The 13,358-nt window shown below is 50.7% G+C and carries 11 protein-coding genes; all 11 read left to right on the top strand.

The features are described 5' to 3' along the window. The first annotated feature begins 19 nt into the window (after nucleotides 1-19). The 11 genes from J2736_RS15550 (at nucleotide 20) to J2736_RS15500 (ending at nucleotide 13,332) form a co-directional block, all read left to right on the top strand. The gene (locus tag J2736_RS15550) at nucleotides 20-1,162 is read left to right on the top strand and encodes an efflux RND transporter periplasmic adaptor subunit (RefSeq protein ID WP_310499515.1); all 1,143 of its coding nucleotides are present in this window, start codon (nucleotides 20-22) and stop codon (nucleotides 1,160-1,162) included. A 17-nt stretch (nucleotides 1,163-1,179) separates the two neighbouring features. Further along, a complete protein-coding gene (locus J2736_RS15545) occupies nucleotides 1,180-2,583 on the top strand; it encodes an ABC transporter permease (RefSeq protein WP_310499514.1) in 1,404 nt (467 codons plus the stop codon). Next, nucleotides 2,564-4,015 (top strand): extracellular solute-binding protein, encoded by a 1,452-nt coding sequence (locus tag J2736_RS15540; RefSeq protein ID WP_310499513.1) that lies wholly within the window; start codon nucleotides 2,564-2,566, stop codon nucleotides 4,013-4,015. The genes J2736_RS15545 and J2736_RS15540 overlap by 20 nt, the downstream gene beginning before the upstream one ends. Before the next feature lie 26 nt (nucleotides 4,016-4,041). Then, nucleotides 4,042-6,186: a hypothetical protein gene (locus J2736_RS15535; RefSeq protein ID WP_310499512.1), complete on the top strand. Its 2,145-nt coding sequence runs from the start codon at nucleotides 4,042-4,044 to the stop codon at nucleotides 6,184-6,186. Nucleotides 6,187-6,274: 88 nt separating this feature from the next. After that, nucleotides 6,275-6,979: a response regulator transcription factor gene (locus tag J2736_RS15530; RefSeq protein ID WP_310499511.1), complete on the top strand. Its 705-nt coding sequence runs from the start codon at nucleotides 6,275-6,277 to the stop codon at nucleotides 6,977-6,979. Further along, a complete protein-coding gene (locus tag J2736_RS15525) occupies nucleotides 6,952-8,331 on the top strand; it encodes a sensor histidine kinase (protein WP_310499510.1) in 1,380 nt (459 codons plus the stop codon). The genes J2736_RS15530 and J2736_RS15525 overlap by 28 nt, the downstream gene beginning before the upstream one ends. 105 nt (nucleotides 8,332-8,436) lie before the next feature. Beyond that, nucleotides 8,437-9,537 (top strand): winged helix DNA-binding domain-containing protein, encoded by a 1,101-nt coding sequence (locus J2736_RS15520; protein ID WP_310499509.1) that lies wholly within the window; start codon nucleotides 8,437-8,439, stop codon nucleotides 9,535-9,537. Nucleotides 9,538-9,632: 95 nt separating this feature from the next. Next, entirely contained in the window at nucleotides 9,633-10,361 is a 729-nt protein-coding gene (locus J2736_RS15515; RefSeq protein WP_310499508.1) for a (Fe-S)-binding protein, read from the top strand. Further along, the gene (locus J2736_RS15510) at nucleotides 10,358-11,878 is read left to right on the top strand and encodes a LutB/LldF family L-lactate oxidation iron-sulfur protein (RefSeq protein WP_310499507.1); all 1,521 of its coding nucleotides are present in this window, start codon (nucleotides 10,358-10,360) and stop codon (nucleotides 11,876-11,878) included. Before J2736_RS15515 ends, J2736_RS15510 begins: the two co-directional genes overlap by 4 nt. Beyond that, on the top strand, nucleotides 11,871-12,611 hold the full coding sequence (locus J2736_RS15505; protein WP_310499506.1) for a LutC/YkgG family protein: 741 nt from the start codon (nucleotides 11,871-11,873) through the stop codon (nucleotides 12,609-12,611). Before J2736_RS15510 ends, J2736_RS15505 begins: the two co-directional genes overlap by 8 nt. Before the next feature lie 13 nt (nucleotides 12,612-12,624). After that, nucleotides 12,625-13,332, top strand: coding sequence for a FadR/GntR family transcriptional regulator (locus tag J2736_RS15500; RefSeq protein ID WP_310499505.1), 708 nt, complete (start codon nucleotides 12,625-12,627; stop codon nucleotides 13,330-13,332). The last annotated feature ends 26 nt before the right edge of the window (nucleotides 13,333-13,358 follow it).

The raw sequence follows: 13,358 nt of genomic DNA, 5'->3' as shown, positions 1-13,358 counted from the left end.
CCTATAGGAGGAACGTTGTATGGATGCATTAATGGCCGCCGCCGATGGCGAACGCGCCAAGAAGAAGGGAATTCGCAAGGCAATCGTTACTTTCGTTATTGCGATGGTGGCCTTGACGTTCTTTTCCAATACCCTGCTAGGTATATCGCTGGCTGAGGTGACCACGGAAAAGGCGCTCGCAGGCACATTATCACATGAGGTCACTGGCTCGGGAACGGTGGAATCCGCAGAGACTGCTGATGTCTATGTGGAGACCAACTGGGCCGCAAGCGAGGTCGAAGTGAAGGTCGGGGATACGGTGAAGGCTGGCCAAGAGCTAGTGGTTTTTAAAACAAGAGAGACCGAAGACTCGCTACAAGATAATCAGGCGCGATATGCCCAGAAGCAGTTGAGTTTGGAGAAGCTTCAAGAAAATTATCAGGACACCTTCCGCAGCAATGACGAGAAGCAACTGCGCAGCATAGCCCGCGATATCGAAAGCACGCAGCTGGATATGCAAATTCTGGAGCGGCAGATCGCCAATCAACAGCGTCAGCTTAAAGAGTTCTCGCGGATGGCCGCACCTGTCAGTGGCATTGTCACAGCCGTCAACGCAGTGAAAGGAGCTCCTGTTCCTAGCGGGAAAGCGGCGGTGAGCATAGCGGATTTGTCCAAAGGTCAGCAGATGAAGGCTACCATTGACGACGCTAAGGCGCCTTATGTCACGGTGGGAGATAAGACGGAGCTCATTTTCTCAACGCTCAACAATGCTAGAATTTCCGCGCAAATCACCGATATTCGGGATGCAATAAGCCCCTCGGGTTCCAATCAGTCTAGCCCGTCTACGCAAAAAGGGAAGGAAATCACCTTCACGCTGAAGGATGATCGATTGAAAGGTGGGGAAACAGCTGAATTCGATATTGTAAAAAAAACAGCTTCACTCCGCTCGCTCCTGCCTAACGATGCGGTGCGAGAGGATGATCAAGGTACCTACGTTCTGCTCCTAAAAGAGAAGAAGGGTCCACTTGGTACAGAATACGTTGCGCAGCGGGCGAATGTACAGATCGGGGATGCGGATGATACGAAAACATCCATCGAGAATGGGATTACACCTCTGGATAAAGTGATCGTGTCGAGCTCGAAGTCGATTTCGGATGGTGACCGCGTGCGTGCAAATGACTAACAGGGAGGAGGGAGGTTATGCAGCGTTCCCGATTGGCCGCATGGATGGTATTTACCGGTGTGCTGTTGCTGCTGGCGAGCAGCGGATTCATCGCTTCTGTCGTAAGGGACTGGGAGCAGTCGAACGGCTCCTACGGGATGCAGCAGATCACGGTGAACGTGGATCCATCGGCTGCACGAGCAAGCCCAGTGGGTTTGTCCTTGAAAGAGGCGGAGCTTCTGACCAAAAAGTGGGCACCGCTGCCCATCGCTTATGCAGCGAGGGAGCAATCACGCGCCGTATATGGCGCTGCCCGGCTGAATGCCGACGTGTTCGGCGTGAATGGCGACTACACGGATTTTAACGAGATGAAGCTGAAGGCAGGTGCTTCTTTCGCGCGAAACTCGGTGGAGGAACACAGCCGGGTCGCGATTGTGAGCGAAGCTGTTGCTCAGCAGCTCTTCCATGCCAATCAGGTCGTAGGAAAAACGATTGAGCTGTTTGGTGTTGCTTTTACGGTCATCGGGGTGATCGAGGAGGAGGGTTCTCTGCTACGGCACATGTCCGACGATGGCACTCCGAATGTGCTGATTCCCATCACGACGCTATTCGATATCCAGTCAGATACGAGCATTGAAACCTTGCAATTGGCTGGTAAGCCTAGCGCTGTTGCAGGGGGAGAAAGCCAAGTGAACCAGGTACTCAATTCAATCGGTCACAGCCCTGGGCAATTCACAATCGTCAACCACGAGCTTGCTCATACACGAATGGCGCAATGGCGTTTGGTTCAATTGTTTGTATGCGGCATGCTTGCGATCTACCTGTTCGTACGGTTACTTGTTCGACAGTTAACAATCATCCAAGGTGTTTTACGAAACAGATTGGCTAGAGATAACTGGATCGATGCCGTGATTCACGAACGATCAGCACTGCTCATTAGCACACTGGCTATACTCGGTATGACCGCCTGCATCATGGCCCTCTGGAAGGGCATCCAGTTTCACCTCTACATTCCGCTGGAATGGGTGCCGGAGCAGATCATTGATCTGTCGTTTTATATGGAAAAGCTGCGCAGCTTCTGGCAGCAGGAAGCAGCCCAGATGGGCTACGTCCCATCTCCGCAGGAATTGGTGATTGATGCCGCTAATCGGCTAACAGGCGGGTTGTTCCTAGGGGGCATGTTGTTCGGCTTGCCATTGCTCTTGCTTGGCATTCGGTTATGGGTGCTGGAACGAGTACCCGTGTATACCCAATTGCAACGCATATTCATGTATGTGCCTGTTGCAGCTGTCTTCATTTTTGCCATGGCCCAGTGGGCAGGATTGTCTTACCAGATCGAGCTGCTGGACTATGCAGTACTAGGTGCTCTATGCACCGTGGCTATTATTTATTGGAACCCATCTAAAGGAGTGGAATTTTCTTATGCGCAAAATGTCAGTTAAACAATCGGTCATCGCTTGCTCACTCGTTTCTATGTTATCCCTCACGGCTTGTTCGTCCAATCCGACGACAACTACGGGGGATACAGGGAGTACATCCTCGCCAGCCCCAGGGAACAAAACAATTACGCTATCTGTGATAACATCCGATCGTTTTCTCGAGCTAGCCAAACAGAAATACGAGGCTCTGCACCCCGACACCAAAATTAACATTAAAGAGTATGCAGCAGCACCTCAAACGGCGCCACAAGGCCAAGCACAAGGTCAGGGGCAGGGGCAGGGGCAGCAGCAGATGATGATCATGCAGAAGCCAGACCCGAAAAACACGGAGAAATACGCCAGTTCCGTAGGGGCTGAGCTCATGAGCGGTAAAGCCTCGGATATCATCGTGACAAGCGGGCTTCCGTATCAGAAATATGCCGATAAGAAGCTTTTGGAAAATATCAGCGACCTGATGAGTAAAGATGCTTCGTTCAAGAAGGATAACTATTACACAGGTATTTTCGATGCAATGACATATAACGGTTCCTTATATGCGGTCCCTATTAAAGTAGGATTGAATATGTGGCTCGGCAATCAAGCCTTATTGAGTGCACAGCAGATCGACGATAGCAAGTGGACTTGGGCGGATTTTAAGAAAAAGGCTAGCAGTATGATCGCGGATAAAAACAATGACGGTAAGCCAGATACGTATCCAATGGGTAAAATAGAGCCTGCTGAGCTCGTCACATCGATGCTCAATAGCAGCTTCTCGAAATTCGCCGATGTTGGCGCGAAGAAAGCCAAGTTCGATACACCTGATTTTATTAACATGCTTAAGCTTGCGAAATCCATGTATGACGATAAGGTCATTCTTGCTGATAACTCGGATCCGAACAACGTCGTTTTCCAACCAAAAGGGAACGTTCTGATGTACACCGATATGTATACGATGCCGAAGATGAATTTTGAGGGCAAAGGCGGATACTACAATCTCCCTTCAGAGAGCGAAGCCAAAGGTACGCAGTTCACTTCTTCATTGCCACTTGCGATTAACAGCAAATCAGCTAACAAGAAGGAAGCTTGGGAATTCGTGAAGTACTTGCTGTCCGATGAGATGCAATCGGCTAGAGAGTTGACGGGAATTGCCGTTAACAAGACAGGAGCTAAAGCGCAAATTGACTTCTTGAAAACGCTCGGAACAGGCGGCGAAGGCGGCGGTAAACAAATGAAGCTTATGATTAATGGCAAGGCAGCGACGGTTCAACCTGCCACGGAGCAGGATGTGGCGGCGATGGAGAAGATTTTGAACAATGTTAGCGTATATGCAGAAAACGATCTGAAAATCACGAATATCGTTGCCGAAGAAACGGCACCGTTCTTCCAAGGTCAGAAATCCGCTGAAGAGGTTGCGAAGGTCATTCAGAATAAGGTGAACACGTACTTGCAGGAGTAACGCTAGTCAAGGAGGATGTATGCATCATGATGATTCGTCACCGTAAAATAATTCATTGGCTTCTGTTCCTCTTCCTCCTAAGCAGCGCAGCTTCCCCTGTTTCGGCTTCGGCCGGAGCTGGGGTTGCTTCGTCTACATCTGCGGAGCTCCAGAAGGAGCAGGTTGTTGGCTCTACCTCGTTAGGAAAGGCTTCCATCAATGAGGACAGTTACATGGAAGTTCAAGATGTCATGCTATTGCCTGGCGATCAGGATGGGATGGTCACCTTTAAGGTCAATGTCCATAACGGCGGTGTGAGCGAGCTTTCTTTTAAAAATTATTGGGTACGCCTGCAGTCCAAGGCTGGCAGTACGTTTACAGTCAACCAGTTAGCGCAGAGCGGCGATACGCATGGGATCGCACCTGGTACGAGTGAATCATATAGCCTCTATGCGAAAGTGAACGCGACAACCAAGCTTCAGGATCTCGTTTTTAAGCTCGTTGGGCTAGATTTCTCAGTTGCTGGCTATGAGCGTGTGGTGGGGCAGATGTCTCCTTCGGTGGATTACACCGTGGTGACGCCTGTGGGAGCGAAGCGTTCGGTTGAGATTGACGGTACACCTTTCCATGTGAACATGAATCGTACTTCCATTAGTAGAAATGACGATTTCTATTTACCATCCTTGTACGTTCAAATGGAGAATATAGGGACAGGCAGTATGAAGCTGCCAGATCTGAGCTATTTCATTCGTACTGCCCAGGGGCACATGTATCCGCTGCAAGCTGCAACGCTGGGGAAAGGGACGGAGCTGCAACCCCTGGCTGAAAAAGAAGGACTTCTCAGCGGGTCTATTCCTAGGGAAGCGGGAGCGGAGGGGTGGCAGCTTGTCATCACGGAAACGACGACTGGAAGTGACGGCAAGGGCAGCTTGAAGCTGCCTGTCGCCTTTTTCGAAGTGCCGGAAGCTGTGGAAGTTGAGGTTTCGCTAGGTAACGATTACGAATTTTCCAACAAATCAGGCACCTATACCGCACGGTTGACATCCTTGCAGCGATTGCCATGGGAAGATCAAGATATTTTGGCGGCTAATATCACTTTGACGAATAAAGGAAGTCAGGCGCTGCCTATTCCAGATTTGAAGGGTTATTTTGAACTAGATGATGCGGTCAATATTGAAGCAAGTTTAATTCGGACAGACCGTGTGATCAGCCTCCAGCCCGGCAAAGAGATCAATCTACAATTGGCTGGGAAAATCCCGTATACGAGCGATTTCAAGGACTTAAATCTCGTCCTACAAGAGAAGGCTGCGGATAATCAAGTGAGTGATCTGCTCACCTTTCATCATAATAAAGAGCTGATGGGGATGAAGGTGATTCCTGCCAACGGAACAAGAACACTGACCGATATTGGGCAAAGCGCAGCGTATTCTGTGCGTTCTACGCAAACGTTCGCTGGCGAAGGTGCCGATCTGTTCACGGTGCAGCTGAGTGTCGCTAACTTGGAGAAGCGGTTCACGGATTTGCGCAAGCAAGTTGCGCAGTTTCAGGCGGAGGATGGGACGGTGTTCCCGGCTCGCATTTCAGAGATTAGCAATAAGGTCATTCCAGGTGGCAAAGCACTTGTCTATGTGTACGCAACCCTACCGAAAGGCTATAAAACAGCAGAGTTAAAGCTGATTCTTGGCGATGAAGTTACCTTCTCAGGTGTAGCTGAAGAGAATGGCTATGTCAACGCCGCTGTCTTTCAGTTGCCTGAAGAGATTGAAGAGCCGTTGCATGGCTTCGCAACATTAGACGTCTACCCGTATACGATTACGTTAAGTCATATCGGGACCCAGATCGATTTTACAAAAGGAACGGTTATGCTGGATTTCGATTATGATCTAAAAAGGGATACCTTAGTGGAAACGAGCATGAAGGACCATTCCTTGATTGTTGAGCTGAGAGACGAATTGAGTGAGAGTGGGAAGGAAATTATCGTTAGTCAAACGTATGAGCTGGATGGGAAGGATCCGTCCAAATCTCTAGAAGTGGGCTTCCACGATGCCACAATCACGTACACGAACAAAGATACCATTTATAAGATCAGTGATATGAAAACGTATCAATTTAATGTCTACCACCAATTCCAAAATGGACAGAAAAAGCTGCTAGCAACCAAAGAACTGGACTGGTTCATTTATACAGATTAAACTCAGCTATTTTTAAGCTAGCATTCATCTAATCCTTTTATACTAAAACCATGAGAGAGGTTGCGGATACCAACTAGGAGGAAAGTCGATGAAAATACTCGTTGTGGAAGACGAGCTGCCGTTGCTGCAAACGATACGAACCTTGCTGGTAGAAGAAGGCTACCAAGTGGATGCGACTGCCTGCGGTGAAGAGGGCTGTTATTTGGCAGAGCAAGGTATCTATGATTTGTTGGTGCTCGATCGGATGCTGCCTGGGATGGATGGTGTCAAAATTGTTCATACCTTACGGGCTAAGCAAGTGCTGACGCCAATCCTGTTCCTCACAGCAAGAGATAGCGTTGAGGATATGGTGAAGGGACTCGATTCAGGTGCGGATGATTATATGACGAAGCCTTTTGGCGTACCGGAATTACTTGCCAGGGTGCGGGCTTTACTGCGTAGACGCGGGGGAATCGAGACCGAAGATCGTCTATCTTATGATCAGCTAGTACTGATAAGTAGAACGAAGGAAGTTGCTATTGCCGGAAGGCCTTTAGAGCTTACTTTGAAGGAATTCGAGCTGCTCGAATACTTGCTGCGGAATCGGGGTCAAATTCTAACGCGGGAGCAAATCTGTCTTCGTGTCTGGGGACTTGATTCCGATGTAGGGTCCAATGTCGTGGACGTGTATGTCTACTATTTGCGTAAAAAACTGAAACCGCACGATTATGATCACATGATCCATACGATTCGGAATGTCGGGTATATTTTGAAGGAGAATGCTGTATGTTCAAAAAGACCCGAATTCGTCTAACGACGTTGAACGCTGTTGTTTTCTTCATCATCATCGTCTGTTTGGGCATGATCGTCTATACCGAACTACGCCATCAATTGTATGCCAATGTGGATGAATCCTTACAGCAGCGAGTCCAGCAGGATGCGCAGTTCTTCTACACGAAATCGCAAATCATGTCGCCTGATGAACCTGCGGAAGGCACGACCAAGAAGACGTTAATTCAAGTTCAGGGGATCGATCCGCGCGTGTTTGTGGTGCTATGGGATGATCAAGGAAATTCGTATCCGATCTTAAGCGGTGCTGCGATGCGGAAAGAGGTGAATGCCTTCAAGCCGTATCGATCGATTCCAGCGCCTCAGACGGTGAGCCTCGATAATCATTCTTATCGCGTTCATGCTGTGCAATATGAGCAGCCGAAACTGATGAATCTCAAGGTGTTGACCGATATTTCCCAGGCGAAGGGATTAGACAGTATCACACCTACTTCACTTTTTAGCGAGGCATCGACCAAGATCGTAGCGATTCAAGCCATCAGCCTCATTGACTCTGAGCAAAATATGCTGAAGCAATTGTTGAAGCTTATTCTCATCGGGATCGTGGTTGGCGGCGCTATAACCGTATTAGCAGGTATGTATCTAGCGAATCAAGCGCTGCGCCCGATCAAGGAATCCTGGGATAAACAGCAGCAATTTGTGGCAGATGCCTCGCATGAGCTGCGCATGCCGTTATCCATTATTCGAGCGAATGTAGAGCTTGCGTTTCGGCATCCGGATCGATCGATCCTGCATATGAGTGAGCCGCTGTCTGTCGTGCTAGAGGAGTCGAAGCGGATGGGCCGCTTGACGGAACAACTGCTGACGCTTGCGAGAGCGGATTCCAATCAAGAGGAAATCATGCTCAAGCCTTTGCAACTATCGGAGGTTATTCACGAAGTCGTGCAGAAGTTTGAGCCGTTGGCTGAATTGAAGGGGCAGAAGCTGGAGACGGACGTCGAGAGCGAGATTGAGCTGATAGGGGATGTGGAGCGCATCCACCAGCTACTGGTGATTCTGCTCGACAACAGCATGAAGTTCACCCCCGCAGATGGCACGATTCGTGTGGTGGCCCGCAAGAAGGGCCACGATGTAGAGCTGGTGGTAGAAGACACTGGAGTCGGCATTGCGGCAGAGGATCTGCCGCATATCTTTGACCGTTTCTACCACGGCGACAAATCGCGGACGCGCAGCAGCAGCACGGGTGGCACGGGCCTAGGCCTCGCGATCGCGAAGTGGATCGTGACGAAGCATGGCGGCGAGATTACACCTGCTAGCGTGCTGGGTCAATGGACGAAGATGACCCTTCGTTTCCCGGCGTGGCAGCGGAAGCTGTAGGTGCCGCAACTCTGAATACATACCCCCTGACATAGTGTTGTCAGGGGGTTTCGTTTATTATAGGAAGATAAGCAAAACTACCGTATTTAGATGGGAGATATCACGATGAAGGTACTCACGAACCGTGAATTAAATCGTGCGCTGCTGGCAAGGCAAATGCTGCTTACCCGTGTGAAGCTTCCTGTCTTGGAGACTCTCGAGAGGCTGGTCGGGATGCAGGCGCAATCCCCAAACGCACCTTACTTTAGTTTGTGGTCGCGAATAGACGGGTTTCGTCATGAAGAACTGTCTGAGCTTTTGCGGAGTAAGCAGGTTGTCCGCATGGCGCTAATGCGATCGACATTGCACTTGGCTTCTGCTAATGACGCCCTGCATCTGCGGCCGTTACTGCAGCCTGTTATGGATCGCAGCTTGAAGGGAGCCTTCGGCAAGCAGCTTCATGGCATAGACCAAGAAACACTTGCTGTAGCAGGAAGATCGTGGGTCGAGAAGGAGCCAATGACTTTGAACGAACTGGGCATACGGCTATCCGAACAATGGTCAGGGCTCGATCCAGAGGCTGCCGTGGGATTGGTTCGGAATAAGGTACCGTTAGTGCAACTGCCACCGCGAGGCATCTGGGGGGAAAGCGGACAAGCGGTACATACTTCAATTGAAGCATGGCTCGGCCAACCGCTGTCCTCTTCGTTAGAGCCAGAATGGCTCATTCGGAGATATCTAGCCGCATTCGGACCGGCTACCGTCAAGGATATCCAGATGTGGTCAGGACTTACTCGTATCCTTGAAGTGATAAAAAACCTTCGTCCACAGCTAATCACCTTCCAAAATGAACGAGGCGAAGAATTATTCGATCTGCCGGATGCACCTCGACCTGCTGCCGATACACCTTCCGCACCACGCTTCCTCGGCGAGTTCGATAATATGCTGCTCTCTTATGCGGACCGCAGCCGGATTATGGAGGAGACGTACCGCAAACGTGTGTTCACGGTGAATGGCATCATCCGGGCAACTATTCTCGTAGACGGCTTCGTAACGGGAACTTGGAAGCTGATCAGCAAGCGGGATCATACTGTTTTGCATATAGAACCATTCCGGGTGCTTTCGAAACAAGAGCAAGATGCTCTGTTTGAGGAGGGGGCTCGAATGCTTCAATTCGCAGCTGCGAATTCGTCTACCTCTGAAATTATTTTTTCGAGTATTGTGTAATTTAAGCAAATACCCCTTCTCAAGACGAGGGGGTTTATGCTACACTCAACATGTCTGACAACCTGATAAGTTAACGAAAGAAAGTGGGGCTTCTCATGAAGGTTTCCTTATTTATTACGTGTTTAAGTGATGCATTATATCCAAAGGTTGGCGAAGCGATTGCACGACTACTAGGGCATTACGGTGTTCTACTCGAATTGCCGAAGGTGCAAACGTGCTGTGGGCAGCCTGCGTATAACAGCGGTTACTGGGATGAAGCGAGAGCAACTGCGAAGACCATTCTTACCGCATTTGAGGACAGTGATTTTGTGATTTCTCCTTCGGGCTCTTGCACGTATATGATTCATCACTACGCGAATTTGTTTAAGGATGAGCCGGAGTGGATGGAGAAAGCCACACAGCTTCAGAATAAAACGTACGAATTTACACAGTTCCTAGTTAATGTTCTCGATATTAAGGACATGGGTGCTGTATTTCCACATAAAGTCACCTATCATCCGTCCTGCCACGGAAGCAGGCTGCTCGGCGTGAAGGAAGAGCCGCTTGCGCTGCTGCAAGGCGTCAAAGATTTGGAGTTGGTTCCGCTGCCTTTTGCCGAGGATTGCTGTGGATTCGGAGGGACGTTCTCTGTGAAAATGGCGGATATTTCCGGTGCCATGGTGCAGGAGAAAGTAGACCACGTGAAGGAAACCGAGGCCGAGGTATTGGTTGGGTTGGATTTGGCCTGCTTGATGAATATTGCAGGGAATTTGCGTTATCGCAACGAGCCGGTGAGAGTGATGCATTTGGCTGAGCTGCTATATGAAGGAGTGAAGCACGCATGAGCCACACAGCTACGGGGAAAGCGACAACGGTTAAGGAACGGGCAGATATCGCGCTGAACGATGAATTTCTGCGCAAAGCGGTCAAGTTTACGACGGAGCGGCTGCGCGGCGGGAAGCTGAAAGCAGCGGCTGATCACGGAAATTGGGACGATTGGCGTGAGCGCGGCAGGCAGATTCGTCTGCATACCATTGCGCATTTGGATTATTACTTAACGACGTTTGCGAACAATGCGCGAGCGAACGGGGTTCATGTGCATTTTGCGGATACCGATGCCCACGCGGTCAAAATTTCCCTGGAAATTGCCGCAGCCAAACAGGCCAAATCGGTTGTGAAATCCAAGTCGATGGTGACCGAGGAGCTGCATTTGAATAAAGCGCTGGCCTCTATTAACGTTGAAGCGATCGAGACCGATCTAGGCGAATACATCATTCAGCTGGCGGATGAAACCCCATCGCATATTATCATTCCAGCTATTCATAAAAATAGATATCAAATCGCTGAGCTCTTATCGAAAGATGCAGGGGAGACGTTGGCCCCGGACACGACGATTCTGGCTGGCTATGTGCGCAAGAAATTAAGAGAGAAATTCCTGGAAGCTGACATCGGGATGACGGGCTGTAACTTTGCCATTGCGGAGAGCGGATCGATGGTCCTGTTTGAAAATGAAGGCAACGCACGTATGGTCACGACGGTGCCCAAGACGCAAATTACGTTGATGGGGATGGAGCGGATTATCCCTACTTGGTCAGACCTCGAGGTCATGGCAACGTTGCTTCCTCGTTCAGCTACAGGTCAGAAACTGACCGTATACATGTCCGGCATCACAGGTCCGAGAAGAGACGCAGATGCCGATGGGCCGGAAGAGATGCATATCATCATCGTGGACAACGGTCGCTCGCAGCAACTTGGCGATCCGGAGTTCCAAGAGCTGCTGAACTGCATCCGCTGCGGCGCCTGCTTGAACGCGTGCCCGGTGTACCGCCATATCGGCGGTCATGCCTACGGGGGCACGTACAGCGGACCGATCGGCGCTGTGCTCACGCCAGCGCTCAAGAAAAATGTGGCGGAGTGGGACGACATCGCCAATGCTTCAAGTCTTTGCGGCGCCTGCTATGAAGCATGCCCCGTGAAGATTCCCTTGCACGACATGTTGGTGTCGCTGCGCAGGCGCAAGGTCGAAGCTGGCCACGGCGATAAAGTCGAGGCGGCGGGGATGAAGGGCTTTGCAGCGTTGATGGGCAACTCGAAGCGAATGAGCGCCGTGCTCAAGCTAGGCAGAATCGGCCAGAAGCTGGTCGTTCGCGATGGCGGCATCCGCCTGAAGGTTGGACCGCTCAAAGGCTGGAATAGCTATCGCGTAACACCAAGCCTTCCGAAGGCATCGTTCCGCGAAGGCTGGAAAACGCTTGAGCAAGAAATTCGCCATGGGCTTACTGAAGCTGATCCGGCGATCCAAGCAAGAATGGCTGCGGCTTTGGCAGCGCGGGGCACAAAGGGAGGACATCATCATGGCTAAACGAGACATTACGCCAGAGTGGCAGGAGAAGCTGAACGTGCTGGATCAGCAATCCCTAGCGGAGCAAGAACGTTTCATCCAAGGCATCGCCAACAAGCTGGGGCGTCCGAGGGTGACCGAGAAGCCCGCGCATCCTTACCAAGGCGCTTCGGATAGCTGGAAAGCGTTCAACTGGTCCCCAGAAGAACGCGTAGAGAACTTCACGGCGAACTTCCATGCCGCAGGCGGATACGTAGTTAGGGTCCCTTCGATGGATGAAGCCAAAGCTAAAATCCAAGAACTCGTCAACACGTTAAGTGTCAAACGTGTGATTCACCAGGATCAAGCCGAGCTGCATGCGCTTGAGCTAAGCGAATCGCTTCCAGAGGTTGACTTCTCGGTATGGAATACCGATGAAGATACCAACTGGAAGGCGAGCGCAGCCAATGCGGATCTGGGCATTGTTATGGCTGATCATGCGGCGGCTTACACCGGATCGCTAACTGTGTTATCATCGAAAGAGAAGGGCCGATCGGTGAGCCTGCTCCCTACGGCTTTGATCGTCCTGCTGCCGATTGAACGATTGCGAACGAGATTAGGCGAGATACTCGCCCCACTCGATCAGATAGCAAGACAAGATTTGCCTGCCGGCATTCACTTCATCTCGGGTCCAAGCCGCTCGGCGGATATTGAGAACGATTTGACGATTGGTGTTCACGGTCCAGGGATTGTGCACGTGCTACTTATCGGATAGAAGAGGTACTCCTATGGAAGTTACGAAGCTGCAGAAACAGAATCACTATGATGAGATCGCCCAGCAGATCAAAGAGATGATTGTGCAGGGACAATTGAAAATGGGGGATAAGCTCCCTTCCACCAAGGAGCTGTCCGAGCGCTTCGGCGTCGGACGCTCCACGATGCGGGAAGCGCTCAGCGCCTTGAAGGCGATGGGTCTCATCGAGATTCGACAGGGGGGAGCAAGCCGCGTCATTCGCGATGCGCCCTCCGAGGTGACGCTCCCTGAGTGGACATCGCTTCGCATGAATCGGACGACGCTCTTGGAGCTCATGGAAGTGCGGCAATCGTTGGAGATTTCGATTGCATCCATTGCTGCACGGAAACGAACGCCTGAGGACTTAGCCCAGCTGCAGCGCATCATGCAAGACATGGGGAGTTCGGTAGGCAATGATGCGGAAGGGGAAAGAACCGACCTCGGATTCCATCAGCTGCTCGTTCAAGCGACGCATAATAGCATTATGGAGCAAACGTTTGAGTCCATCCGCAACGCCATGGAAATGATGATTCGCGATATCCGCCGTGCGGAGCTTTATGCGAATCAGGAAGTAGCGGTCAAGCTGCTGAAGGAACATAAGGTGATTTATGAAGCGATCGTCAGCGGAGATCCCGTGCTGGCCTCTGCGGCGATGCGCGAGCATTTGGAGCATGTCGAAAGTATTTTGATCAAATATATATGAATACCCAGAGGGGCTTCCCACAACTC

It is taken from the genome of Paenibacillus qinlingensis (assembly GCF_031455095.1).
In the GTDB taxonomy this organism is placed as follows: domain Bacteria; phylum Bacillota; class Bacilli; order Paenibacillales; family NBRC-103111; genus Paenibacillus_E; species Paenibacillus_E qinlingensis_A.
The sequence above is the reverse complement of the archived record's forward strand: the minus strand, read 5'-3'. Positions and strand labels throughout refer to the sequence as shown.

Excerpts from the sequence above, each read along its gene's own strand:
- J2736_RS15550 (WP_310499515.1), top strand. The coding sequence starts at position 20 with ATGGATGCATTAATGGCCGCCGCCGATGGCGAACGCGCCAAGAAGAAG.
- J2736_RS15545 (WP_310499514.1), top strand. The coding sequence starts at position 1,180 with ATGCAGCGTTCCCGATTGGCCGCATGGATGGTATTTACCGGTGTGCTG.
- J2736_RS15540 (WP_310499513.1), top strand. The coding sequence starts at position 2,564 with ATGCGCAAAATGTCAGTTAAACAATCGGTCATCGCTTGCTCACTCGTT.
- J2736_RS15535 (WP_310499512.1), top strand. The coding sequence starts at position 4,042 with ATGATGATTCGTCACCGTAAAATAATTCATTGGCTTCTGTTCCTCTTC.
- J2736_RS15530 (WP_310499511.1), top strand. The coding sequence starts at position 6,275 with ATGAAAATACTCGTTGTGGAAGACGAGCTGCCGTTGCTGCAAACGATA.
- J2736_RS15525 (WP_310499510.1), top strand. The coding sequence starts at position 6,952 with ATGTTCAAAAAGACCCGAATTCGTCTAACGACGTTGAACGCTGTTGTT.
- J2736_RS15520 (WP_310499509.1), top strand. The coding sequence starts at position 8,437 with ATGAAGGTACTCACGAACCGTGAATTAAATCGTGCGCTGCTGGCAAGG.
- J2736_RS15515 (WP_310499508.1), top strand. The coding sequence starts at position 9,633 with ATGAAGGTTTCCTTATTTATTACGTGTTTAAGTGATGCATTATATCCA.
- J2736_RS15510 (WP_310499507.1), top strand. The coding sequence starts at position 10,358 with ATGAGCCACACAGCTACGGGGAAAGCGACAACGGTTAAGGAACGGGCA.
- J2736_RS15505 (WP_310499506.1), top strand. The coding sequence starts at position 11,871 with ATGGCTAAACGAGACATTACGCCAGAGTGGCAGGAGAAGCTGAACGTG.
- J2736_RS15500 (WP_310499505.1), top strand. The coding sequence starts at position 12,625 with ATGGAAGTTACGAAGCTGCAGAAACAGAATCACTATGATGAGATCGCC.